The 24575-nt window shown below is 61.6% G+C and carries 22 protein-coding genes; 13 read left to right on the top strand and 9 right to left on the bottom strand.

What is annotated here, in order from left to right; genetic code table 11:
* Positions 1-22 precede the first annotated feature (22 nt).
* Genes AB1E33_RS15760 through AB1E33_RS15750 form a run of 3 tightly spaced genes read right to left on the bottom strand, consistent with a single transcriptional unit; the run spans position 23 to position 2483 of the window.
* Positions 23-856: a transporter substrate-binding domain-containing protein gene (locus AB1E33_RS15760; protein WP_372578232.1), complete on the bottom strand. Its 834-nt coding sequence runs from the start codon at positions 854-856 to the stop codon at positions 23-25.
* Positions 857-892: 36 nt separating this feature from the next.
* Positions 893-1735, bottom strand: a complete 843-nt coding sequence (locus tag AB1E33_RS15755) for an amino acid ABC transporter permease (protein WP_372578231.1) — start codon at positions 1733-1735, stop codon at positions 893-895.
* 1 nt (position 1736) lies between these two features.
* A complete protein-coding gene (locus AB1E33_RS15750; RefSeq protein ID WP_372578230.1) occupies positions 1737-2483 on the bottom strand; it encodes an amino acid ABC transporter ATP-binding protein in 747 nt (248 codons plus the stop codon).
* Positions 2484-2754: 271 nt separating this feature from the next.
* Between AB1E33_RS15750 and AB1E33_RS15745 the strand changes: the two genes are divergently transcribed.
* The 7 genes from AB1E33_RS15745 to AB1E33_RS15715 all read left to right on the top strand — a co-directional run bounded on the left by AB1E33_RS15745 (position 2755) and on the right by AB1E33_RS15715 (position 11160).
* Positions 2755-3333: a carboxymuconolactone decarboxylase family protein gene (locus tag AB1E33_RS15745; protein WP_372578229.1), complete on the top strand. Its 579-nt coding sequence runs from the start codon at positions 2755-2757 to the stop codon at positions 3331-3333.
* 11 nt (positions 3334-3344) lie between these two features.
* A complete protein-coding gene (locus AB1E33_RS15740) occupies positions 3345-3932 on the top strand; it encodes a helix-turn-helix domain-containing protein (RefSeq protein WP_372578228.1) in 588 nt (195 codons plus the stop codon).
* 12 nt (positions 3933-3944) lie between these two features.
* Positions 3945-5327, top strand: a complete 1383-nt coding sequence (locus tag AB1E33_RS15735) for an MATE family efflux transporter (RefSeq protein WP_372578227.1) — start codon at positions 3945-3947, stop codon at positions 5325-5327.
* Between the two features lie 201 nt (positions 5328-5528).
* Positions 5529-5771, top strand: a complete 243-nt coding sequence (locus AB1E33_RS15730) for a hypothetical protein (RefSeq protein WP_372578226.1) — start codon at positions 5529-5531, stop codon at positions 5769-5771.
* 73 nt (positions 5772-5844) lie between these two features.
* A complete protein-coding gene (locus AB1E33_RS15725; protein WP_372578225.1) occupies positions 5845-6426 on the top strand; it encodes an ImuA family protein in 582 nt (193 codons plus the stop codon).
* A complete protein-coding gene (locus AB1E33_RS15720; RefSeq protein ID WP_372578224.1) occupies positions 6341-7819 on the top strand; it encodes a Y-family DNA polymerase in 1479 nt (492 codons plus the stop codon). The genes AB1E33_RS15725 and AB1E33_RS15720 overlap by 86 nt, the downstream gene beginning before the upstream one ends.
* Positions 7816-11160 (top strand): error-prone DNA polymerase, encoded by a 3345-nt coding sequence (locus AB1E33_RS15715; RefSeq protein WP_372578223.1) that lies wholly within the window; start codon positions 7816-7818, stop codon positions 11158-11160. Before AB1E33_RS15720 ends, AB1E33_RS15715 begins: the two co-directional genes overlap by 4 nt.
* Before the next feature lie 77 nt (positions 11161-11237).
* Here AB1E33_RS15715 and AB1E33_RS15710 read toward each other — a convergent pair whose 3' ends face one another.
* Both AB1E33_RS15710 and AB1E33_RS15705 read right to left on the bottom strand, forming a co-directional pair.
* Positions 11238-12788, bottom strand: coding sequence for an alanine/glycine:cation symporter family protein (locus tag AB1E33_RS15710; protein ID WP_372578222.1), 1551 nt, complete (start codon positions 12786-12788; stop codon positions 11238-11240).
* An 11-nt stretch (positions 12789-12799) separates the two neighbouring features.
* Positions 12800-13237, bottom strand: coding sequence for a universal stress protein (locus tag AB1E33_RS15705; RefSeq protein WP_372578221.1), 438 nt, complete (start codon positions 13235-13237; stop codon positions 12800-12802).
* A gap of 192 nt (positions 13238-13429) precedes the next feature.
* Here AB1E33_RS15705 and AB1E33_RS15700 point away from each other — a divergent pair, with 192 nt between their 5' ends.
* Positions 13430-13915: an Lrp/AsnC ligand binding domain-containing protein gene (locus tag AB1E33_RS15700; RefSeq protein WP_372578220.1), complete on the top strand. Its 486-nt coding sequence runs from the start codon at positions 13430-13432 to the stop codon at positions 13913-13915.
* Here AB1E33_RS15700 and AB1E33_RS15695 read toward each other — a convergent pair.
* Entirely contained in the window at positions 13854-15113 is a 1260-nt protein-coding gene (locus AB1E33_RS15695; RefSeq protein WP_372578219.1) for an Hsp70 family protein, read from the bottom strand. The two genes, AB1E33_RS15700 and AB1E33_RS15695, sit on opposite strands and share 62 nt — an antisense overlap.
* Before the next feature lie 162 nt (positions 15114-15275).
* Here AB1E33_RS15695 and AB1E33_RS15690 point away from each other — a divergent pair, with 162 nt between their 5' ends.
* The 4 genes from AB1E33_RS15690 to AB1E33_RS15675 are packed head-to-tail and all read left to right on the top strand — an operon-like array spanning position 15276 to position 19273.
* Complete coding sequence (locus AB1E33_RS15690) at positions 15276-16400, top strand: MlaE family lipid ABC transporter permease subunit (protein WP_372578218.1); 1125 nt, start codon at positions 15276-15278, stop codon at positions 16398-16400.
* 5 nt (positions 16401-16405) lie between these two features.
* Positions 16406-17218 carry an ABC transporter ATP-binding protein gene (locus tag AB1E33_RS15685; RefSeq protein ID WP_372578217.1) on the top strand — a complete coding sequence of 271 codons (813 nt, stop codon included), beginning with the start codon at positions 16406-16408 and terminating at the stop codon, positions 17216-17218.
* A 7-nt stretch (positions 17219-17225) separates the two neighbouring features.
* A complete protein-coding gene (locus tag AB1E33_RS15680) occupies positions 17226-18620 on the top strand; it encodes an MlaD family protein (protein WP_372578216.1) in 1395 nt (464 codons plus the stop codon).
* Positions 18617-19273: an ABC-type transport auxiliary lipoprotein family protein gene (locus tag AB1E33_RS15675; protein ID WP_372578215.1), complete on the top strand. Its 657-nt coding sequence runs from the start codon at positions 18617-18619 to the stop codon at positions 19271-19273. The genes AB1E33_RS15680 and AB1E33_RS15675 overlap by 4 nt, the downstream gene beginning before the upstream one ends.
* A gap of 525 nt (positions 19274-19798) precedes the next feature.
* Here the strand turns inward: AB1E33_RS15675 and AB1E33_RS15670 are convergent.
* The 3 genes from AB1E33_RS15670 to AB1E33_RS15660 all read right to left on the bottom strand — a co-directional run bounded on the left by AB1E33_RS15670 (position 19799) and on the right by AB1E33_RS15660 (position 23312).
* A complete protein-coding gene (locus AB1E33_RS15670; RefSeq protein ID WP_372578214.1) occupies positions 19799-21094 on the bottom strand; it encodes an NAD(P)/FAD-dependent oxidoreductase in 1296 nt (431 codons plus the stop codon).
* Between the two features lie 4 nt (positions 21095-21098).
* Complete coding sequence (locus AB1E33_RS15665; protein WP_372578213.1) at positions 21099-22493, bottom strand: aspartate aminotransferase family protein; 1395 nt, start codon at positions 22491-22493, stop codon at positions 21099-21101.
* 168 nt (positions 22494-22661) lie between these two features.
* A complete protein-coding gene (locus AB1E33_RS15660) occupies positions 22662-23312 on the bottom strand; it encodes a GntR family transcriptional regulator (RefSeq protein WP_372578212.1) in 651 nt (216 codons plus the stop codon).
* Between the two features lie 152 nt (positions 23313-23464).
* Between AB1E33_RS15660 and AB1E33_RS15655 the strand changes: the two genes are divergently transcribed.
* Complete coding sequence (locus AB1E33_RS15655) at positions 23465-24553, top strand: polyamine ABC transporter substrate-binding protein (protein WP_372578211.1); 1089 nt, start codon at positions 23465-23467, stop codon at positions 24551-24553.
* The last annotated feature ends 22 nt before the right edge of the window (positions 24554-24575 follow it).

The raw sequence follows: 24575 nt of genomic DNA, 5'->3' as shown, positions 1-24575 counted from the left end.
AGGCGCCCCCGGGTCGTTTCAGTTACTGCGCGACCTGATCAGCCCACTCTTCAGTGGCGAACCAATAATTGTGGCGCTCTTTCAGCCAGCCGGACCGCCAATTCTGTGCGATCCAGTTATTGAAAAAGTTCATAGCGTCCGCATCACCTTTGCGCAGGCCGAAAGCCTCACCGCGTGGATCAAAGAGTTCACCTTCCATCACACTCAGTGTCTCGGGGTTGCGGCCGGCCTCGCGGTTCGGGGTCGGTTGCGACGCCATGGTTGCGTGGGCGTTGCCGTTCAGGACTTCCTGTGTTGACGCGCCGTCCTCATCAAAAAGCAACAGATTGGCATCCGGGAATGCCTTGGCGATCACGGTCGCCGGGGTTGCCCCACGTCGCGCTGTGAAGGTTACGTCCGGCGAGTTCAGATCGTCGCGCGACATCCCGTCTGTCATCTCTTTGTTCACCAGGATCGCCAGCCCGGAATAGGCGTAGGGATCGGTGAAGTTGATGGTCAGGTTGCGCTGCGCAGTCACCGACATGCCCGAGATGATCACGTCGAAATTGCTCGACACCAGCGCCGGAATAATACCGTCCCAGGCGGTTGGCACGAATTCAACCTCGACCCCCATGTCCTCGGCCAGTTTGCGCCCGACATCCAGTTCGAACCCGATCAGATCGCCGTTCTTGTCGCGCATAGACCAAGGCACGAACAGTGAAAGGCCGATCCTGATCACGCCGTCCTGTTTGATGGTTTCGATCACACTTTCGCTGGATAGTTCCTGGGTCGCGCTCTGCGCCCAGCTTGAGGTCGTCATACCAGTCGCCACGACCGCGCCCAGTGCAACCCCGAGCATTCTGCGGGAAAGCTTCATCTTGGTTCTCCTTGTTGTCCGGTAAATTTTTCAGATTTATTGGTCGACGGCATATTTCTTCTCCAGATGCGATACGCCGATCGACAGGATCAGGGTCACCACCAGATAGACCAGCGCGATGGTGAACCAGATTTCGAAACTCATGTAGGTATCGGAAATGATGTTGCGCCCGAACGTGGTCAGTTCGGCAACTGCGATCACGCTGACAATCGCCGAGGATTTGATCAGATGCACGACCTCGCCGGTCATCGGTGGCAGCATGAACCGGACAGATTGCGGCAGAATGATATAGCGATAGGTCTGATAAGGGCTCATCCCGATCGACTTGGCGGCCTCCCACTGGCCCGCGGGAACGGCGTTGATCCCGGCGCGCAGGATTTCCGAGATCAGCGCTGAATGGAACACGGCAAGGGTCAGAATACTGGCCGTATAGCGATCGAAGCCAAAGATCGGCCCCAGCACGTAATAGAACAGATAAAGCAGAACCAGCAGCGGGATGTTCCGGATCAGTTCCAGATATCCTACCGCAACCGCCGACCCGATCACCAGACCGGATAGCCGCAACAACGCCACCAGCAGACCGATCGCCGTGGCCAGCAGAAAGGCGGTGACCGACAATTTGATCGTGGCGACCAGCCCGATCGGTATCTCGCCCCATTCGAAGCCGACCTCGGTGTTGCGGTAGAGGAATTGCGGCACCCGGTACCATTGCCAGTTATATCCCATGCCCTGCGCCCCGGCATAGGCGCCATAGGCGATCAGCCCGACGATAATCGCGTAGATGGTGACCGAGACCGGAACCGATCCGAAGAACCGCTTGTGAAACGGAGGTTTAGGCAACTCCTGACCGCTTGGCCGTGATATTCCCAGATCGCTCACCTCAATGGGCCAGAATCTGGTCCAGGAACAGCCGGCAGCGTTCGCTGGAGGGGTTGGTAAAAAATTGCTCGGGCGGTGAGATTTCGACGATCTGGCCCGCCTCCATGAAGACCATTGTATCGGCGACCTTGCGGGCAAAACCCATCTCGTGGGTGACGACAACCATGGTCATGCCGGTCTCGGCCAGTTCGACCATCACGTCCAGCACCTCGTTGATCATCTCGGGATCAAGTGCGGATGTCGGCTCGTCGAACAGCATGATCCGGGTTTCCATGCACAGAGACCGCGCGATCGCCACGCGTTGCTGCTGGCCGCCGGACAACTGAGCAGGGTATTTGTCTGCCTGTTCGGGGATATGCACACGGTCGAGATAGTTGCGCGCGGTTTCTTCGGCCTGCGCCTTTGGAATTTTGCGCACTTTCATCGGTCCGATCATCAGGTTTTCCAGAACCGTCAGATGCGGAAACAGATTGAACTGCTGGAACACCATGCCCACTTCCTGGCGCAGTTCGCGGATGTCCTTGGCGCCCTCATAGACCTCGATTCCGTCGATCACGAGACGCCCGGAATTATGCCATTCCAACCCGTTGAAACAGCGGATCAGCGTGGATTTTCCCGACCCAGAAGGGCCGCAGATCACAACCTTCTCGCCCTGATGAACGGTCAGGTCGATATTCTTCAGCGCCTGAAATGCGCCATAGAACTTGTCCAGGTTGGTCACTTCGATCATTGGATCAGCCTGGGTCATGTGGTGCCTGCGATGTTTGCAATGTCTGGCCCGTTGCGGGTTTTGACCGACTCAGAGCGCCGGTCCCCGTTCAGGCAGGAACCGTTCGCATAGCGGGCGCCGGGCTGGCGATGCGACTGGGTGGAGCAATCGGGCAAGGCCTCAGAATCCCCAAAATTGTTGCACTCTGTTCAATATGGTTGCTTAATATGCAATACTCGTCAATAAAAAACTCAGGGTCTCGCCTCAGGCTGCCCCAGGGTTGAACCGCCGATCAAGAGAGGAGCCGTGAATGTCTGCCTGGATCAGGATGATATCCGACGAAGATGCCGACGACCAGTTAAGCGCCGCTTTGGATCTGGCGCGCACGCCGCACGGGACGGTGGACAACGTGATGCGGGTGCACTCGCTGCGGCCCAACACAATGAACGGGCATGTTATCCTGTACCGTGCCTGCCTGCACGACCCCGCCAATACCGTGCCGATGTGGTTTCAGGAGGTGATCAGCTCTTACGTGTCCACGCTGAACGCTTGCCCCTATTCCTATGCCAACCACTGGGCAAACGCCCGCCACCTGATCGGAGACGACGCCCGCGCCAATCGGATCGAGGCGGCACTGAAGGCCCGCAGCCCCCAGGAAGCCTTTGACGGGGCAGAACTCGCCGCGCTGCGTTATACCGAGAAACTGACCCTGTCGCCGGGCACGATGGCCGAGGCGGATGCGGCCGCGCTGAAGGCGTCGGGCTGGCAGGATGGAGAAATCCTCGAAATCAACCAAATCGTGGGATATTTCAATTACGCCAACCGGTTATTGAACGGGCTGGGCGTAACCACCGAGGGCGATGTTGTGGGATATTACGCCAGCGAGTGACAGGATGAACCATGCAGGGTGACGCACCAGGAAGGCAGATCGACCGCGCCATCGGCGCCTCGCTGAAGGAGTTGCGCCAGAGCCGCAAGCAATCGGCCCGCCGCCTGGCCGAACAGTCGGGCATATCCGCCGCCATGGTCAGCCGCATCGAAAACGGGCTGGTCTCGCCCTCGATCGACACGCTGGCTGCTCTGGCCGAGGCGCTTCAGGTCCCCATCGTCTCGCTGTTCCGCGAAGCCCGCACCGATCACACCGATTACACGCTGGTGCGCCATGGCGAGGGGTTGAAATCGACCCGAATCGCCGGGGACCACAGCCACGAATATGTCAATCTGGCGCTGCATTCCCGCACCGACCTGCGGTTTCAGGCCCGCCGGGTGACGCTGTTGCGCGAAGGTGGGCACCCACCCACCTATATCGGCCACGGTGTCGTCTTCGTGCAGGCGCTGGAGGGCGAGGCGATCTACCGCTACGGCGAGGCCCGCTTCACGCTGGTTGCCGGGGACAGCATCAGTGTCGACGCCGAGCTGAACCACGGTTTCGTTGAGGTGCTGACGCCCGAGTTTGTCTTCCTCACCGTTCAGGCCGAACGCCCGTGACGGGCAGCTGACATGGCCGGGCCCGTCGAGCTTGACCTGACACGCGGGCCGATCTCGGGGCATTTTCGCGCCTTGGCCATACCCGCCGCGGTCGGAATGCTGTTCAACACGCTCTACAACGTCGTGGACATGTTCTTTGCCGGGCTTTTGTCGACCAGCGCACAGGCCGGGCTGGCGCTGGGGTTTCAGGCCTTCTTCGTGGCCATCTCGGTTGGCGTCGGCCTTGGCGCGGCAATGAGCGCGCTGGTCGGCAATGCCCTGGGCGCAGGCGAGAACCGCACTGCCCGACGGCTGGCGGCGCAGGGGCTGAGCTATGGGCTGGTCGCGGCAGTCCTGCTGGCGCTGGCCGGGCTCTGGTATGGCCCGGCGCTGATCCGGATGGTCTCGGAACCCGGCGACTATCGCGAGGCGGGGCTGCGGTATTTCCACTGGCTGTTGCTGGCGCTACCGGGGTTTCTGCTGGCCTTCGGGTGCAATGGCATTTTGCAGGCGCATGGCGATGCCGTGTCGATGCAGCGCGCGCTCATGGTCGCCTTCTTTGCCAATATCGGGCTCAATCCGCTGCTGATCTACGGCATACCCGGCCTGATCCCGGGCATCGGGTTCGATGGTCTGGCCGTCTCGACCGTGCTGAGCCAGACCGGAGTGATGGTGTTCATGATCCGGCAGGTTCTCAGGCGGCGTCGCATGCGCCGGCTCAGGCTGGCAAACCTTGTCCCGCGCCTGTCGAAATTCGCCGAGATTTCAATGCAGGCCCTGCCGACCGCCGTTTCGTTCATGGTGATGCTGCTATCGGGTTTTGTGCTGCAGTTTGCCCTGAAGACCTTTGGTGAGCACGCCATCGCGGGCTTTGGGGTCGCCATCCGGCTGGAACAGATCCTGTTGCTACCGGTTTTGGGCGTCACCGGCGCGCTGCTGCCGATCGCGTCGCAGAATTTCGGCGCGCGGAATTTCGACCGTGTCCGCATGGCGGTCTTCCAGTGCTGGAAAGTTGGGTTTGTCATGACAGCCATCGCTGGGCCGGCACTTTGGATCTTCGGTCGGGCCTTGCTGGGGTTGTTCACCGACGACCCCGAGGTGATCCGCGTCGGCCTGAGCTATCTGCGCGTCGACAGCGTGATCCTGCCGGCCTACATGCTGCTGTTTTCGATCAACTCTTTGCTGCAGGCGCTGAAACGGCCCATCTGGACGGTCTGGATCAGCCTCTACCGACAGGCGTTTGGCGTGGCATTCTTCGTATGGGTGTTTGTCGGCGTCTGGGGCTTTGACGAAATCGGGGTCTGGTTCGGAACCGCAGCCGCTGTTGTCACCGGATTGATGATTGCTCTGCTCATGACAACACATGTGGCCCGGCACGAGATCGGGGGCCTGTGGCGCCCTCTGCGCCGGTCCTGAAACTCTGCCGGGATGTGCTCTGTTTTGGTCGCCCTGTTCGGATTCCGGCCAATGGATACCGCATTCCGGCCACGCTATTGATGGGCACCCTCTGCTGCTTACTTGCGGTTTGTTCTTCACGGAACAAGGCTGGGCGAGGGTTCGCGACCCGGTGACCCCAGCCTCCCGTGAAGGTAACGCAACCCGTGAAAGGACCAAAGGATGCTGTGGAACAACAAAGTTGCGGACGCCGTGCAGAAGCGGACGCATGACCTGCTGGATATCGTGAAGGCCGGGCAGGATGCCCGCCTGAAGGGATTGACGCTGGACGACAACCCCTACTGCATCCTGTCCGAACGGCCCTTCATGTTCATGTGGGACAAGGGCTGGAAAGCTGAAGACTGGGCACAGGCGACCAATCCCGACATGGCGTTGGATGTGATCGCACCGAAAGTGACCCACTGACCCTGCGTGAACCTGGCATCCTGTGGCAGAGATGCTCTCGCATCTCTGCCCCGATTGCCTATACTTACCGCTGATGACTGACGTCCCGATCCCCTATTATCCGCCCAAAAAACATCGCACCCATGAGGCCTGCGGTGCCGGTGCGGTGTTTTTCGCCCTCGTGCTGGCCGCGCGGCTGGACGGACCGGTGATCTGGGTGCGCGAAGCCTGGCAGGCAGCGCAGCTTACCCCATCGGGGTTCCACCCGATCCTCGACCCCGCCCACCTGCTGATCGCCTCGGCCAGGGACCAGACCGACGCTCTGGCGGTGACCGAAGAGGCGCTGCGCTCGGGAGCGGTGTCGCTGGTTGTGACCGAGTTGAGCAAGCCGCTCGACCTGACTGCCGGGCGGCGGCTGCAACTGGCCGCACGTGACGGCAAGGCCACCGCGCTGGCACTGATCCCCGACGGCATGGGCAGCAACGCGGCTGAGACGCGCTGGTCCTGCGCGCCGGTATTCGATCCGCAGGACTCGACTCGGCAGCGGTGGGAGCTTATTAAGAACAAATCAGGAACATTGGGGGTCTGGGATGTTCGATGGGATCACTCGGCGCGTCGTATCGCTGTGGTTCCCCCGGTTGGCCAGCGACCGGGTTCTGCGGGCGCGCCCGGCTGAGGGGCCATTTGCCCTGACCCTGATTGAAAGCAACGCCAACCGCCTCTATTGCCTGAACCAGGTGGCCGAGGATCAGGGCCTGAACCGGGGCATGTCCTATTCCGATGCCCGCGCCTTCTGCCCCGATCTGATCAGCCAGCCCGCCCATCCGCAGGCCGACGAGCGGTTTTTGATCGCCCTGCGCCGCTGGGCCACGCGTTATTGCCCCTGGGTCGGGCTTGAGGGGCGCGACGGGCTGGTACTCGACGTCACGGGTGCGACCCACCTGTTGGGCGGCGAGGCGGCACTGATCCAAGATATCCACCAGCGATTCGCCCGGGCGGGAATCACGGTGCGGGTCGGCATGGGGGACACCCGCGGGGCCGCCTGGGCGCTGGCCCGTCATGGCGGCGGTGTGGCCGCGCCGGGCGATATGCTGGAAGCGATCGGAAACCTCCCCGTTGCCGCGCTGCGGGTCGAGGACGCAACCTCCGTCGCCCTGCAACGGCTGGGTTTGCTAACCATTGCCGATCTGTCCCGCACATCGCGCGCCTCATTGGCGCGCCGGTTCGGGACTTCTCTGATGATGCGGCTGGATCAGGCGCTGGGCACCCAGCCCGAAGAGCTTTCTCCGCTCGCCGATCCGCCCCATTACGGCACCCGCATGACCCTGCCCGAACCCATCGGCCTGACATCGGATGTGATGGCGGGCACCGCGCGCCTGCTGGACCAGCTCTGCGCCAAGCTGAAAGCGCAGGAGACCGGCGCGCGGGTGCTGACCCTGACCCTGCGCCGGGTCGATCAGGACAGCCAGCAGGTCGAGCTGCGGCTGGCCCGCGCCTTGCGCGATCCGCACCGCATCCTGCCGCTGTTCCAGCGCGGCGTGGACGCGGTGGATGCGGGTTTCGGCATCGACCAGCTGCGGCTTGAGGCGGTGCAGGTCGAACCGCTGCCGGTCCGGCAGGTCAGCCATGTCGCAACCGGACGGCAGGACCGGCTGGATGACCTTGTCACCCGGATCGGCACAAGGATCGGGCTGGAGAATGTGCAGCGCTTCCTGCCCGCCGACAGCCATATCCCCGAGCGCAGCTTCCTGATCGCGCCCGCCGCCTATTCGCGCCCCGAACGCGGCTGGAGCGCGCCACGCCCGCGCCCGCTCTGCCTGTTCCCGCCCGAACCGATTGCGGGCACCGGTCCCCATCCGCCGCGCCAGTTCCGCTGGCGGCGCATGTCGCTGACCACCGGTCGCGCCACCGGACCGGAACGCATCGCGCCAGAATGGTGGCTGAGCGATGACAACTGGCGGTCGGGCCTGCGCGATTACTGGCATGTGGAAACCCGGCAGGGCCGCCGGTTGTGGCTGTTCCATACCCCGCAAAACCCCGGCTGGTTCGTGCAGGGAGAGTTTGCATGACCCTGCCCGACGCTGCCATCACACCGCCAGCATCGCGCTATGCCGAGCTGTGCGTGACAACGAATTTCACCTTCCTCACCGGGGCCTCGCACCCTGAGGAAATGGTGACCCGCGCCGCCGAGTTGGGGCTGTCGGCCATCGCCATTACCGACCGCAACTCGCTGGCCGGTGTGGTGCGGGCCTTCCGAGCGCTGAAAGAGCTGAAGCGCGGCGTTGAAGAGACGATCCGCATCCCCTCGCAGCACCGCACCGATAGCTGCTCGCGTCAGGAAATCGGCAATCCGAGTGACATTCCGCGGCCCGAAACAGTGCATCTGCCCCGGCTAATCACCGGCTGCCGTCTGGTGCTGCGCGACAGCCCCGCCCATTGGCTCGCCCTGCCCCGCAACCGCGCCGCCTATCAGCGGCTGACACGGTTGCTGACGCTGGGCAAACGGCGGGCCGAAAAGGGCGACTGCCATCTCGATCTGCGCGACTTGCTGCAAGCCGGGCACGGCATGATCCTGATTGCCCTGCCGCAAGGCCCGTTGAAAGCGAATATCAGCGCGATTCGGCAGGTTCAGCGCCGCTTTCCCGGCCATGTCTTTCTGGGGGCCGCGCCGCGCTATGACGGGTCGGATCAGGGCTGGTTCAATGCCTGTGCCACGCTGGCGCAGCGCTGCGCAACCCCGATGGTGGCCGTGGGCGATGCGCTGATGCATCGTGGCGGTCGCAAACAGCTGGCTGATGTGTTGACCTGCATGCGCGAGCATATCACCATCGACCAGATCGGCACCCGCGCCCTGCCCAACGGGGAACGCCGCCTGAAAGGGGCGACGGATATGGCGCGCCTCTTCCGCCACCACCCCGCCGCGCTGCGCCGCACCGTTGAGATTGCCGCGAAATGCAGCTTTGACCTGAGCGAGCTCAGCTATGAATACCCCGACGAGATCAGCGATGGCGAAGCTCCGCAGACCCGGCTGGAGCGGCTGACCCGCGAGGGGCTGCGCCGCCGCTGTCCCGATGGCGTGCCGCAGCGCTATCTGGAAATGGCCGCAAAAGAGCTGAAACTGGTCGCCGATCTGGGCTTTGCCGCCTATTTCCTGACCGTGCATGACATCGTGCACTATGCCCGCAGCCAGGGCATCCTCTGCCAGGGGCGCGGTTCGGCGGCCAATTCGATCCTGTGTTACGCGCTGGGGATCACCGATGTCGGCCCCGACCAGATCACCATGGTCTTTGAGCGGTTTGTCTCGAAATACCGCGGTGAGCCACCCGATATCGACGTCGATTTCGAACATGAACGCCGCGAAGAGGTGATCCAGCATATCTACCAGACATATGGCCGCCACCGCGCCGGGCTCTGCGCCACGGTGATCCATTTCCGCTCGCGCGCCGCGATCCGCGAGGTGGGCAAGGTGATGGGGCTGTCCCAGGACGTGACCGCCAGCCTCTCGGGCCAGATCTGGGGGATGTCCAATGGCGGAGCTGATCTCGACCGGATTCGCGAACTGGGGCTGGACCTGAGCGACCGGCGGCTGGCCCAGACCATCCGCCTGATCGGCGAGATCATCGGCTTTCCCCGCCATCTCAGCCAGCATGTGGGCGGCTTCGTGATCACCAAGGGACGGCTGGACGAGCTTTGCCCGATCGAAAACGCCGCGATGGAGGATCGCACGATCATCGAATGGGACAAGGACGATATCGACGCGCTGAACATTCTCAAGGTCGATGTGCTGGGGCTGGGCATGCTCAGCTGCATCCGCAAGGCCTTTGACCTGATGCATCTGCATGAGCGTCAAGACCTCAGCATCGCCACGGTCCCGCAAGAGGACAGCGCCGTCTATGACATGCTCTGCAAGGCAGATGCGGTGGGGGTGTTTCAGGTGGAAAGCCGGGCTCAGATGAACTTTCTGCCCCGGATGCGCCCGCGCAAATTCTACGATCTGGTGATCGAGGTCGCCATCGTCCGCCCCGGCCCCATTCAAGGCGGCATGGTGCACCCCTATATCAACCGCCGACAAGGGCGCGAGCCGGTCGCGTTTCCCTCGATCGAATTGCAGGAGGTGCTGGGCAAGACGCTGGGCGTGCCGCTGTTTCAGGAACAAGCGATGCAGATCGCGGTGGTGGCCGCCGGTTTCAGCCCCGAAGAGGCCGACCGCCTGCGCCGCTCGCTGGCCACGTTCCGCAAGATGGGCACGATCGGCAGTTTCCGCGACCGCTTTGTCGGCGGGATGCTGGAGCGCGGCTATGAACTGCCCTTTGCCGAACGCTGCTTTTCCCAGATCGAGGGATTCGGAGAATATGGTTTTCCCGAAAGCCATGCCGCCGCCTTTGCCATGCTGGTCTATGTCTCGGCCTGGCTGAAATGTCATCACCCGGCCATCTTTGCCTGCGCGCTGCTGAATTCGCAGCCGATGGGGTTCTACGCCCCCGCCCAGATCGTGCGCGACGCGCGCGAACATTCGGTCGAGGTGCGGCCGATCTGCGTCAATGCCTCGACCTGGGACAACCGGCTGGAACGCCGCGCCGACGGGGCGCTGGCGCTGCGGTTGGGATTCCGCCAGATCAAGGGCTTCAAGGAAGAGGACGCAGGCTGGATCGTGGCCTCACGCGGCAATGGCTATCCTGACCCCGAGGCCTTGTGGCTGCGCGCCGGGATCAGACCGGCGGTGCTGGAACGGCTGGCCGAGGCGGATGCGTTCACTGATATGGGCCTGACCCGCCGCGACGCGCTCTGGCAGGTCAAGGCGATCAGGGGGCAGCAGCCGCTGCCGCTGTTCAACGACCCGATCGACGGCGAAAGCATTCGCGAACCGCAGGTCGATCTGCCGGTCATGCATCTGGGCGAGGAAGTGGTGGAGGATTACGTCTCGATGCGGCTCACCCTGCGCGCCCACCCGATGGAACTGCTGCGCCCCTCGATGCCCGACCTGACACCGCATGATCAACTGTCCAAAGCGCCGCTGAACCGCACCCATGTCTGCGGTCTGGTCATCACCCGCCAACGCCCCGGCACCGCCTCAGGCGTGATCTTTCTGACGCTGGAGGATGAGACCGGGGTCAGCAATGTGGTGGTCTGGCCCAAGGTCTATGGGCGGTTCCGACGCGTCGTGATGGGCGGGCGGCTGTTGCGGGTGACCGGCTATCTGCAACGCGAAGGCATCGTGGTGCATCTGATCGCGCAGGACATCCAGGACATGTCTCACCGCCTGACCGAGCTGGGCCACCCGATGGATGAGGCCATCGGCATCACCCAGCCGCAAGCCGATGACGCCCCACGCCCGCAGCGCCAGCCACCCCGCGCCATGCATCCGCGCGAACAGGCCAAGCGGCTGTTCCCCAGCCGGGATTTTCACTGAAACATGTCGGGAAAGGGCGGCCCCCGCAGGGCCGCAGAGGTGAACCGGGGCACGCGCAGCGCCCCGGTTCGGTTTTGTCAGTGTTCGAACTTGCGAATCTCGCCGCTCTGGAGGCGGGAGGAATAAGAGGCCAGCTCTTCGCGCACTTTCTTCATCAGGAAGTAGAGCGCAAAGACGTTTACAACCGCCATCGCAAAGATCGCCGCATCCGAGAAGTCGATGACCGGGCCAAGATTGGCGGCAGCACCGATAACCACGAAGATGCAGAAGATGACCTTGAAGATCAGTTCCTTGGTGTGACCTTCGCCGAACAGATAGGTCCAGGCCTTGAGGCCATAGTAGGACCAGCTGATCATGGTCGAGAAGGCGAACAGGATCACCGCGACCGCCAGAATATACGGGAAGAAGCTGAACGCGCTGCCGAAGGCGGCAGAGGTCAGGCTGACGCCCGAGTTGCCGTCTACGGTTGCAATCGCAGTCCCGGCTTCGTTCAACATGTAGTTCCCGGTTTCCGGATCGATGATCAGCTGCTGCGTGATGATGATGACCAGAGCAGTCATCGTACAGATCACGACCGTATCAATGAACGGCTCCAGCAGGGACACGAACCCTTCGGTGATCGGCTCTTTGGTCCTTACCGCCGAGTGAGCGATGGCAGCCGAGCCGACACCTGCTTCGTTCGAGAAGGCCGCCCGTTTGAAGCCCTGGATCAGTGCACCGACCATACCGCCGGCAACGCCCAAGCCCGTGAAGGCACCGGCAAAAATCTGGCCGAACGCCCAGCCGATCATGTCGGCGTTCATGATGAGGATGACCAACGCGGTCAGCACATACAGAACACCCATGAACGGAACGACTTTTTCGGTCACCCGAGCGATGGATTTCAGGCCGCCCACGATCACCATGAACACCACAACCGCAAAGACCAGACCGGTGATCCAGCCGGGATAGTCGCCGACAATGCCCGCGATCTGCTGATGCGCCTGATTGGCCTGGAACATGTTGCCCCCGCCCAGCGCGCCAAGGATACAGAAGATCGAGAACAGGATTGCCAGGAAGCCACCACCCGGCAAGCCCAGCTCTTTGAAGCCCTTGGACATATAATACATCGGACCGCCCGAAACGGTGCCGTCTTCGTATTCGTTCCGGTATTTCACGCCCAGCGTACATTCAGTGAATTTCGATGCCATGCCCAAAAGGCCGGCAAGGATCATCCAGAAGGTTGCACCCGGCCCGCCAATGCCAACGGCAACCGCAACACCGGCAATGTTACCAAGACCCACCGTGCCTGACAGCGCAGTGGCAAGGGCCTGAAAGTGGCTGACCTCGCCCGCATCATTAGGATCGGAGTAATCGCCTTTGACCAGGCTGATGGCATGGCTGAAAAACCGCAGCTGCACCAGGGCAAAGTAAATTGTGAAAACCGACGCGGCGACGACAAGCCACATCACGATCCATGGAAAGCTCGTGCCCGGCAAAGGCGCGAAGATGAAGCTGACGAACGGCCCTGTCAGATTGGCAAATGCCTGATTGATCTTTTCATCCAACCCCGGCGCTTCCTGCGCAATCGCAGGATTGGCAAGAAGGGCCGTCGCACCGGCCAGTGCGAGTTTGTTAATCGTTCTCATTGCTGTCCCTCCTAGTTCACGACCGTGACTGGCACATCGGCATGCATGACCAGGTTCTGGGTCGAGCTGCCGAAAATGCGCTTGGTAAAGCCGTGTTCCGAGGCCCGGCCAACGATGATCTGCGCGCCCCCGTTATCCACCGCGATGGTGTTGAGCGTTTCGGCAACGTCGCCATGGCGCACGATGCCGCTGGCGTTGAAGCCCGCCTCTTTCAGGGCGCTGACCGCGGGGTCCACCACGCGACTGGTCGCAGTTTCAATCTCTTCTTCACGCCGCTTGTGCCGCGTTGCGTTTTCCTCGGGTGTCTGGAAGGTGAAGGGTGACCATTCGATCACATAGGCGCAAAGCAATTCGCAAGCATCCAGCCGCGTGGCCAGATCCTTGGCAAAGTCGATCGCGCGACCTCCGGTTTCCGTCCCGTCCAGTCCAATGACTATCTTGACGGTCATTTCTGTCCTCCGTTTTGTCTTTTCTTTTCTTTGGTCGGACCATCAGGCCCCAAAAAGGCTGTTGCGACAAGATGTCACTTCTAGGCCAGCCTTTGTGCAGTATCAGGAATAATCACTAGGGAATGGGTTTATTCTTAGGGAAATTGCAGTAAAAATTCTTTCTGTTAGCGCATTTCAAAGGGAAAAAACCTGATGGGCAGGGAATTAGATCGCATCGATCAACGTATTTTGGCCGAACTGGCGGCGAATGGTCGCCTGTCGATCGTCGAGCTTGCCGCGCGCGTCAACCTGACCAATACGCCCTGTTCCGAGCGTGTCAAACGGCTGGAACGGAGCGGCTATATCAGCGGCTACCGTGCCCTGCTGGACAAGGAACGTCTGGGGCAGGGCCACCTGACGGTGGTGCAGGTCTCGCTCGCAGCGACCGCCGATACGTCGCTTGAGGATTTCAACCGCGCGGTTCGCGACATTCCCGAAATCGAGACCTGCCTGATGGTCGCGGGGTCCTTTGATTACCTGTTGACCGTGCGCACCCGCGACATCGCGCATTTCCGCGATGTTCTGGGCGACCGGATCAACCGGTTGCCGGGTATTCACCAGACCAATTCATTCGCGGTCATGGAAACTGTCCGGCATCCCGATATGCGGCCAGCGCAAGACCATCGACCACAGCAGTAAACGCGTCCGAATAAAGCTGCTCTGCCCCCGGGCACAGCACCGCGATCTCATCGGCGACAAACCGCATCAGACTTGACCCGCCCACGAGGATGACCCGCCCGATCCGCTCCGGGGTGACACCGGCACGTGCCAGCGTCTCGGACATCGCCTTGCGCAGCAGCGCCCGGTTCTCTGCCAGCGCGGCATCCAGCGCGTCCCGCGTGACGGTTGCGGCCAGTCCCGGCTCGATGAACCCCATCTCGATCCACCCCGCCCCGGCACCGGAATTGGCCGCAATCTTCCCCTGCTCGACCGCAAAGGCCAGTTCGTGGCCAAGCTCCATCTCAAGCACGGTGGCGAAGCGCCCCATCGGAACCGGGTCGACGGCCAGCCGGGCCATCCCGGCCACCGCCCGGCGGGTTTCGCCGGTATAGAGGAACGGGATTTTTGCCCAAGTGGCCAGATCAACATAGGGTGCGCGCGGCACCGGCAGCAGACCCGGCCCCATCTGCCGCCGCAACTGCCCGCCCAGTCCAAGCCGCGGCATGGCATGGGCCATCGACACCGCGTGATCGAAATCGGTGCCACCAAGGCGGATCCCGTGGCTGGCAAGGATCTCCGGCCCCGCGCTCGTGCTGCGAAAGACCGAGAAATCCGAGGTGCCGCCGCCGATATCAACGACAAGCCCGATCTCCTCCGCATCTCCCAATCCATGGCTGGCCAGGGCTGCAGCCTCGGGTTCGGCCAGAAAAGCGACATCCTCGAAGCCCGCCGCCAGATAACAGGCGCGCAGATCGTCATCAGCCTGCGCATCCAGCGCCGGGGCGTCGGAATGAAAATGCACCGGTCGCCCCGACAGCGCCCGGCGGAACGTCAATCCCGTCGCCGCCTCCGAGCGCTGGCGCATCTCGGACAGGAATGCGGTGATGATCCCCGATAGCGTGCGCCGCCGCCCGCCGATCAGACGCTTTTCCTGCAACAAAGGCAGACCCAGCACGCTTTTCAGCGCGCGCATATAACGCCCTTCTTCGCCCGCGATCAGCGCCTCGGCCGCCCGTGCGCCGATCTGCATCGGCCCCTCGTCGGCGGGAAAGAACACGGCGGTCGGCAGGGTTTCGCCCCCCTGCTCCACCGGTATCCGCGCCACGCCCCGCTCTGTCACGATGGCGGCGGCAGAGTTCGACGTGCCGAAATCTATGGCCAGAATATCCGTCTGCATGGCTTCACCCGATCAAAAAAGACGCCCCTGCTAAACAAGTTCGAAACCACGTGCAACCGGCTTTCCCGCAACGCCCGATCCAAGGGGCGCAAAGAGCACGTTTTTTCCCGCATTACGCGACTGCCTCTTTGCGCGGGCCATGTCCACCGCTATGACTTGGCCATGGCAGAACCGTCATTGACGATCGAGCAGTCGTCGAACAGCACGAGGATCACGATTCTGGGTGAGCTGCTCACCCGGTATGTCGGCGACGTGCAACCCGCTTTCGACCGCATTTCTGCCGACCTGCCCGATGTGCAATTGGACCTTTCGAAGCTTGAAAGCATCGATACCAGCGGCGCCTGGCTGATTGCCGACATGCAAAGACGGCTGCAACACGGCGGTGCCACTTTGCAAATCACCGGCGCAAGCCCGGCCCATGCCGCCTTGCTGGACACCGTGACAGAGCACCTGCCCGCAGAGTTGGATGCAGACGCCCCCGAACGCGGCATCAAGCCCTTTCTGATTTCGTTGGGAGAGGTCACCGTCTCGGGCTGGCAAGGCTTTTTGTCGGCGCTGGCATTTTTTGGCGAAACCCTGGCCGCGTTGGTTCTGACGCTGCTGCAGCCTTGGCGCCTGCGCCGGGCGGCGCTGTTCAGCCAGATGGAAAGTGCAGGCCTGAAGGCGGTGCCGATCGTGGCGCTCATGGGTTTCCTGATCGGTGTGGTGCTGGCCTTTCAGGGCGCCGCGCAACTGAAACAATTCGGGGCCGAAGTATTCGTGGTCGAACTGATCGCCATTTCGGTCCTGCGCGAGCTGGGCATTCTGCTGACAGCGATCATCGTCGCGGGCCGGTCCGGCTCGGCTTTCACCGCCTCGGTCGGATCGATGAAGGTGCAGGAGGAGATCGATGCCATGCGCACCATCGGCCTGAACCCGATCGAGGCGTTGGTGGTTCCACGGGTGCTGGCACTCATCATCATGATGCCGATCCTGGGTTTTATCGCCAACATGGCCGGGCTGTTCGGCGGCGCACTGATGAGCTGGATCGACCTTGGCGTGACGCCCGGCATGTTCATCACGCGGCTGAAGGAAACCACCGATGTGTGGAACCTGCTGGTCGGCATGATCAAGGCGCCGTTTTTTGCCCTGATGATCGGCGTGATCGCCTGCTGGCAGGCCATGCAGGTGCGCGGATCGGCCGAAAGCGTTGGCCAGCACACCACCGCCTCGGTGGTGCAGTCGATTTTCATGGTGATCGCGATCGACGCGATGTTCTCGATCTTCTTTTCCGAGTTGGGGGTGTGATGCAGATGCAGGCGCCCCAGACCGCCACAGCAGCCCGCGAAGCGGTGATCGAGGTGCGCGGGCTGCGCAACCAGTTCGGACCTCAGGTGGTGCATGACGATCTGAACCTCGATGTCTGGCGCGGCGAGGTGCTGGGTATCGTCGGCGGCTCGGGCACCGGGAAATCGGTGCTACTGCGCACCATCGTGGGGCTCAACACCCCTGCCGCAGGCAGCATCAAGGTGCTGGGTGTCGACGTGGTGAACGGCAGCGACGAAGACCGCCAGAGTGTCGAGCGACGCTGGGGCGTGGCGTTTCAGGACGGCGCGCTGTTTTCCTCGCTCTCGGTTCTGCAAAATGTCGAAGCACCGATGCGCGAGCACCTCAAACTCAGCGAACACCTGATGAGTGCGCTGGGGCAGCTCAAGATCAGTCTCGTGGGTCTGCAGCCGCTGGCCTGTGGCAAGATGCCGTCCGAGCTTTCGGGCGGCATGCGCAAACGCGCCGCCCTGGCCCGCGCGCTGGCACTGGATCCGGAAATCGTGTTTCTGGACGAACCCACCGCCGGGCTCGACCCGATCGGGGCGGCAGCTTATGACGAGTTGATCGGCGAATTGCAGCATGCGCTTGGCCTGACTGTCTTTATGGTGACCCATGACCTCGACAGCCTTTATGCGATCTGCGACCGGGTTGCGGTGCTGGCGGAAAAACGCGTCTATGTCGAAGGCCCGATCGAAATGATGCCCTCGGTCGACCACCCCTGGATACAGGAATATTTCACCGGTCCCCGCGCCCGCGCGGCCCAGACCAAAACCGACACCGCGAGCACGGAAAGTTAGGCGTCCGATGGAAACCAAAGCGAACTATCTGCTGATCGGGGCCTTCACGCTGGCCGGCATTCTGGGCGCATTCCTGTTTGTGCTCTGGCTGGCCAAGGTGAATGTGGACAAGCAATACGACTATTACGACGTCCTGTTCGACGATGTCTCGGGGCTGAGCACGGCGGGTGACGTGCGTTATAACGGACTACCGGTGGGGCAGGTCACATCGCTGCAACTGGACGAGAACGACCCGTCCAAGGTGCGGGTCAAAATCCAGGTAGATGCCGACACGCCGGTCAAGACCGACACCACCGCAACCCTTGAATCGCAAGGTGTCACCGGCGTCAGCTATATCGATCTGCGTGGCGGGTCTGCCACCGCGAAAGCGCTTGAGCAAGACGGCGTGATCACAAGCAAGCGCAGCGCGTTGCAAAGCATCTTTCAGGGCGCGCCAGAGCTGATGGACAATGCCATCGACCTGCTGGAAGAAATCAAGAAGCTGGTCGATCAGCCAAACCGCGAGGCGGTCACCAAGACGCTGGCCAATCTCGAAAGCGCCTCGGGGCGGCTCAACGATGTGCTGTCGGATGTCGAGGGGCTGTCGGGCGACATCCGCAAAACGGCCGGAGATATCTCGAAGTTTTCGGGACGGCTCGGGGAGTTGTCCGATACAGCTGAGAGCACCCTGAAAACCGCGCAAGGCACGCTCGACTCGATCAAGGATACCTCGGACAATATCGACACTATCATCAAGGAAGACGGCAAGGCGATGGTCAGCGAGGCGCGCGAAACCATCGCAACCATCAACAACACCGTGAAAAACGACCTGCCCGGCCTGGTCGAGGATGTGCGCGGCGTCGTGAAAAACGCGAATACCGTGATCGAAACCGTTGGCCTCGACATTTCGCGCGTGACCGACCGGATCGACACCCTGTCCAGCGAGGGCAGCACGGCGCTGTCGGCGGCCACCGTGACGATCGAGAATGCCAACAAGACGCTGTCGGATATCTCGGGCGCGATGGATGCGGCCAAGACCACGCTCGATACCGCCGACCAGACATTCACCAAGGTCAACAAGGTGATCGACGAAGATGTCGATGTGGTGGTCAGCGATGTCCGCAAGGCGGTAAGTGAAATCAGCACCACCGTGCAGACCGTGACCAAGAATGTCGACCAGATCTCGCAGGAGGTGCTGAGCGCGTCGAAATCAGCCTCGGACCTGATCGGCACCGTTGACGGCATCATTCAGGAGAACCGCGTGCAAGTATCGGCCTTTCTGCGGGTCGGCCTGCCCCAGACCCAGCGCTTCATCGAAGAAGCGCGCCGTCTGGTCGTCAATCTCGAACGCCTGAGCGACAGGCTCGAAAGCGACCCCGCCCGCTTCTTTTTCGGAACCCAAGGCTCGGAGTATCGTCGATGACACGGCCCGGATTTGCCCTCATCTTTCTTCTTGCAACCGCGCTCGGTGGCTGCGCCAGTCTCAGCGGTCTGAGCCAGGCCACCAAGCCCAGCAATCTCTACGCGCTGACGCCCAAAAGCACCTTCAGCAAGAACCTGCCGCGGCTGAGCCAGCAGATCGTGGTCGAGGAACCCACTGCCACGGCAGCGGTGAACACCGACCGTATCGCCGTGCAGCCCAACGTGTTCGAGGTGCAGTACCTGCCACGCTCGCGCTGGGTCGACCGGGCGCCATTGATCATCCAGGCGCTGATGATCGAAAGCTACGAGAATACCGGCAAAGTGGCCGCCGTGGGCCGGTCTGCGGTGGGCCTGCGATCCGATTACAATGTCATCACCGACCTGCGCGAGTTCCAGGCCTTTCAGGTCTCCGACGAACCGGGCGACGACTCGCTGCGCGTCGTGGTGCGGCTCAACATCAAGCTGGTGGATGCGGTCGAGGACACCATCCTCGCCTCACGGTCCTTCGAAGAGGTCGCGATCTCGGCCGATGACGACCCGCTGACGCTTGTCACCGCCTTCGATCAGGCGCTGGGCAACGCAATGAAGGATTCAGTGGAATGGAGCATCCGCACCATCCATTCCTACGCTCGGAACAATCCCAGTTCGTTCTAGCGATGGTGTCGCTTTGCGGACTTTGTTGCCGTTCGTTCCAATCTTCTACATCTGGACTTCGGAGCCAAACAGATTCACTTTGAACCAAACCCACCAAATGCCAGAGCTCAAGTCCTAGTTAGTTGAGGAGACCGCATGTACTTTCAAATTTCGGCATTGCTCGCAACGGCGCTGCGGCATGCGAAGAATGCCTATCTTTGGGTCGTCGGCAGGTTCTTAAGGCTTGTTTTTATGGTATTTGTCTTAGGTCTTGGGACGGCAATTGCGCCTATTATTGTACGAAATCTCGGTGGAAATATATTCTGGGAGCTCGGGGTTATTGGGTTGGGAGGGTTCTTGACCCTCCACTTTGCGATGCAGACAAGGAAGTTCATAAGCCCCGACGAATAGACCGTCGACTAACGCACAGGTCTGGACTGCAGCAAAAGGTAGAATGGGCTCGAAGCAGACCTTTGCCTCTTCGTATGGGCTTTGTGAGGTTCGCATCCAATCGGCCGCAGCAGCCCTTTCCCGCATACCCAACCCTCACAGCCTGTCGCGCAGGCTGTACCAGAGCATCGCCAGCACCAGCAGCGGTGACCTCAATGCAGCACCGCCCGGAAAGCGGGTGGTCGGGACCTGCGCCATCAGGTCAAAGCGCTCGGCCTGTCCGGCGATGGCCTCGGCGGCGATCTGGCCCGAGAGCGTGGCCATGCCCACCCCATGCCCGGAAAAACCCGATAGTGACAGGACATTGCCCGCCAGCCGCGCATAATGCGGCATCCGGTTCATGGTGATGCCCAGCGTTCCGCCCCAAGCATAATCGATCCGGGTCTCGCGCAACTGCGGAAATATCTCCAGCATCGGCTTGCGCACTTTCGCGGCGAGATCGGCCGGGAAGCGGTAGCCATAGCTTTCGGTGCCGCCGAACAGCAGCCGGTGATCGTCGGAAAACCGAAAGTAGTTCACCACGAATTTGCTGTCCGCCACCGCAACATTGTTCCGGATCAACTCTTCCTGCTGGTCCGGCGTCATCGGTTCAGTGGCGAGGATGTAGTTGTTGATCGGCATAACCCGCGCGGCAACGTCGCGCTGCAGACCTCCGAGATAACCATTGCAGCCCAACACGACATAGCGCGCAGAAATGGTCGCGTCCGGGGTTCGCAGCTGTGTGGGATTGCCCGCATCCAGTTCCTGAACCTTGGAGCGCTCGAATATCCGCACCCCCGACAACAGCGCCAGACGCGCCAGGTTAAAGGCAAATTGCAAGGGGTGGATATGCCCCGCCCCCATGTCGATGGTGCCGCCGTGATATGCGGGAGAGTTCACCAGATGGCGGCATTCCTCGGCGTCCAGTGGTCGGATCTTGTCATAGCCATACTCAGTATTGAGTTTGTCCGCATAGTCCCAGCTATGGGGCACATAACGCGCGCGGTGGTCGGCGTGAACGATCCCGTCATGGAACGGCATATCAACTTCGGCACAGAGGTCGCGCACCAGGTCGACCGATTGTGTCGCGATCCGCCACAGATCTTGCGCATGAGATTTGCCCAGCATCTCCTCAAGCGCGTCTTGCTCCACGCGCTGTCCCTGCCCCACCTGCCCGCCATTGCGCCCGGACGCACCAAAGCCGACGCGCTGCGCTTCAAGCAGGATCACGTCATAGCCGCGCCGCGCGAGATGCAGCGCTGCCGAAAGCCCCGTGAACCCACCGCCCACCACGCAGGCATCGCAGGCCAGCGCGCCGCGCGCGGGAGGGAAAGGATCCTGAGGTCGGGCACTCGCCGCGTAGTAGGACGGGGGGTATTCCCCCGGCCGGTCATTGGCGGTCAGCAGGTCCACCCGATCAGGCCGCCCGATTCAGGCCGTCCGCCTCAAGCCGCGCCAGGCATTCATCCAGCGACAGGTGTGCCCGCGCGATCAGGATGTCGATCTCGTCCGGTGTGATGATCAGCGGCGGCGAGATGATCATCCGGTCGCCCACATGGCGCATGATCACGTTATTGGCAAAGCACCGGTCGCGGCAAATATGGCCCACAACGCCGGGGTCCGAGACAAAGGGCGCGCGGGTTGCCTTGTCAGGCGTCAACGCGACCGAGGCCATCATGCCGACGATTTTCGCCTCGCCTACCAGCGGATGATCCAGCAACCCCTCCCATTTCTCCTTCAGATAGGGCGCGGCGACGTTCTGGACGTGACCGACGATGTCCTCTTCTTCCAAAATCCGCAGGTTTTCCAGCGCCACAGCCGCCGCCACGGGATGTCCCGAATAGGTATAGCCGTGGTTGAAGTCGGTCCCCGACAACACCTGCGCGATCTCGTCCGTCACCACCGAAGCCCCGATCGGTTGGTAACCGGAGCTGAGCCCCTTGGCCATTGTCATGATGTCGGGTCTGATCCCGAAGGTCTGCGAACCGAACCAGTTGCCGGTGCGACCAAAACCGCAGATCACCTCATCCGCGATCAGCAGGATGCCATATTGGTCGCAGATGCGCTGGATTTCCGGCCAGTAGCTCTCGGGCGGGATGATCACGCCACCAGCGCCCTGCACCGGTTCACCAATAAAGGCCGCGACCTTGTCCGGGCCGATCTCCTTGATCTTGGCCTCCAACTGGCGGGCGCGCTCCAGTCCGAAGTCTTCGGGTGTCATATCGCCGCCCTCGGCCCACCAGTTGGGCTGGTCGATGAATTCGATGCCGGGAATCGGCAGACCGCCCTGCCCGTGCATGCCCTTCATCCCGCCCAGGCTGGTGCCGCCGATGGTCGAGCCGTGATAGGCGTTCCAGCGCGAGATGATCACGTTCCGCTCGGGCTGGCCTCTTTCGGCCCAATAGGTGCGCACCAGACGGATATTGGTGTCATTGGCATCCGATCCGCCCGTCGAGAAAAACACATGGTTCAGATCGCCGGGCGCCAGTTCGGCCAGTTTTTGAGCCAGCATAAGCGCCGGTGTATGGGTAGTCTGGAAAAACGTGTTGTAATAAGGCAGTTCGCGCATCTGCCGGGCCGCCACATCGGCCAGTTCGTCGCGCCCATAGCCGATATTGACGCACCAGAGCCCGGCCATCCCGTCGATGATATCGTTGCCGTCGCTGTCCTTGAGCCAGACGCCTTTTGCGCTTTTGATCACACGGGCGCCCTTTTGGGCCAGTTCGCGGCCGTTGGTGAACGGATGCAGGTGATGCGCCGCATCCAGCGCTTGCAGCTCTGCGGTGGGCAGGTGGTTGGCCATTATCGTCATGTCAGATCTCTTGAGCTATGGCGTTCAGACCGGCGGCTGGCACAGGCGGCCAACAGGACCGGAATGATCCCGCGGGGATGAAGTCAGGGTGGTCCAGAGGATTTTGATCAAATTATTCGACCGCGTCAATCCGCCTCGCACGCCAGCAGGGTTCCCGGGTGTCCGGGGTCATTCGTCGAACGTTTGCCGGACGAAATCCAACCCCTGCCGGATGTCCCCCTCGATGGCGTCGGCGACTTCCTGCGGCGCGCCATCGCGCAGGGCGGCAATCGCCTGCCGATGGAGGTCCTTGAGGTTCGACGTGCCATAACGCCCGCAAACCACCCGCAGCGACGGACCGGCCTGCAACCAGAGTGATTCGGCAATCCGGCGCAGGATCGGTGCGTCCGCCGCGTCATAGAGCGTGAAGTGGAACCGAAAATTTGCCTCCAGATATCCCCGGATATCTCCGGCCCGGATCGCCAGATCGACCCGCGCATCCAGCCGCTCCAGGTCCGGAATCACCGCAGTTGCCGCCCGATTTGCAGCCATATAGGCCAGTTTGGGTTCAACCGTCAGACGCACAAGGTCGATCTGAGCCAGCCTGTCAGGCGTCATCACCGGCACCTCGACCCGGCGGTTTTCACGGGCCGCCAGAGCCCCTTCAGCGGTCAGGCGACGCATGGCTTCACGCACCGGCGTGATACCTGCGCCGATCATGTCAGCAAGGCCGTGGATGGTCAGCGGCTGGCCCGGCACGACCTCGCCAAACAGAATCAATTCCTTGACCTGAACATAAATCGCCTCGTGCTCAGGGCGTTTTGCGACAAGCCGGTTCATTTTTTTGTCTTTCATCCGGGTCCAAGGGGGCTGCGGCATCATTTGACTCTACTCAACTGTCAAAAATCTATCATACTGTCACCGGGAGAGGAAAAAGAATCGGTTTTGATCAAACTCCGGCACTCTCTCTCAGAACCAACAGGAGGATTGAAATGCCAAGAAAGATAACTCCCGCCCTCGCAACGATTGCGCTTCTGGCGCCGTTTGCGGCCTGGGCCGAAGAGGTGCGTGTCTATAACTGGTCGGACTATATCGACGAAGACCTGCTGAAGAAATTCGAAGAAGAGACCGGCTATGACCTGATCTACGACGTCTTCGACAGCAACGAAGTGCTGGAAACCAAGATGTTGGCAGGGGGCTCGGGCTATGACGTTGTGGTCCCGACCGGCGATTTCCTGCAGCGACAAGTTTCGGCAGGTGCTTTTCAGAAGCTCGACAAGTCCAAGCTACCCAATGCAGGAAACATGTGGGGTATGATCGAAGATCGGACCGCGCAATACGATCCGGGCAATGAATACTCGATCAACTATATGTGGGGCACAACCGGCGTCGGAATCAACGTCGGCAAGGTCAAGGAAGTGCTGGGCGAAGACGCGTCGCTCAACAGCATGGATCTGGTGCTGGATCCCGCCAACATGGAGAAACTGGCCGATTGCGGGGTCTACTTTCTGGATGCCCCGACCGAGATCGTGCCCATGGTGTTGCAATATCTGGGCGAGGACCCAGACAGCAATGATCCCGACGTGATCGGCAAGGCCGAGGCCCCCCTGATGGCGGTCCGCCCGCATATCAAGAAGTTCCACAGTTCAGAATATATCAACGCGCTGGCCAATGGCGATATCTGCGTGGCCGTCGGCTGGTCGGGCGATGTGTTGCAGGCGCGTGATCGCGCAGCCGAGGCTGATAATGGTGTCGAGATCGCCTATCACCCTTTCGCGCAGGGATCGCTGATGTGGTTTGACCAGATGGCCATTCCGACCGATGCACCCAATCCCGACGGCGCGCATGCATTCCTGAACTTCATCATGGAGGCCGAGAACATGGCGGCGGCGTCGAACTACGTCTATTTCGCCAATGGCAACAAGGCGTCTCAGGAGTTTCTGGCAGAGGACGTGATTGGCGACACCGCGATCTATCCCGATGATGCGACGTTGGAGAAGCTCTATACCAAGTCGCCCTACCCGTCCAAGGTTCAGCGCGTGGTCACGCGGATGTGGACCAAGGTTAAATCCGGCACCTGAGCTGGACCCCGGCGGGGCGCAT

Source organism: Ruegeria hyattellae, from assembly GCF_041537925.1.
In the GTDB taxonomy this organism is placed as follows: domain Bacteria; phylum Pseudomonadota; class Alphaproteobacteria; order Rhodobacterales; family Rhodobacteraceae; genus Ruegeria_C.
The sequence above is the reverse complement of the archived record's forward strand: the minus strand, read 5'-3'. Positions and strand labels throughout refer to the sequence as shown.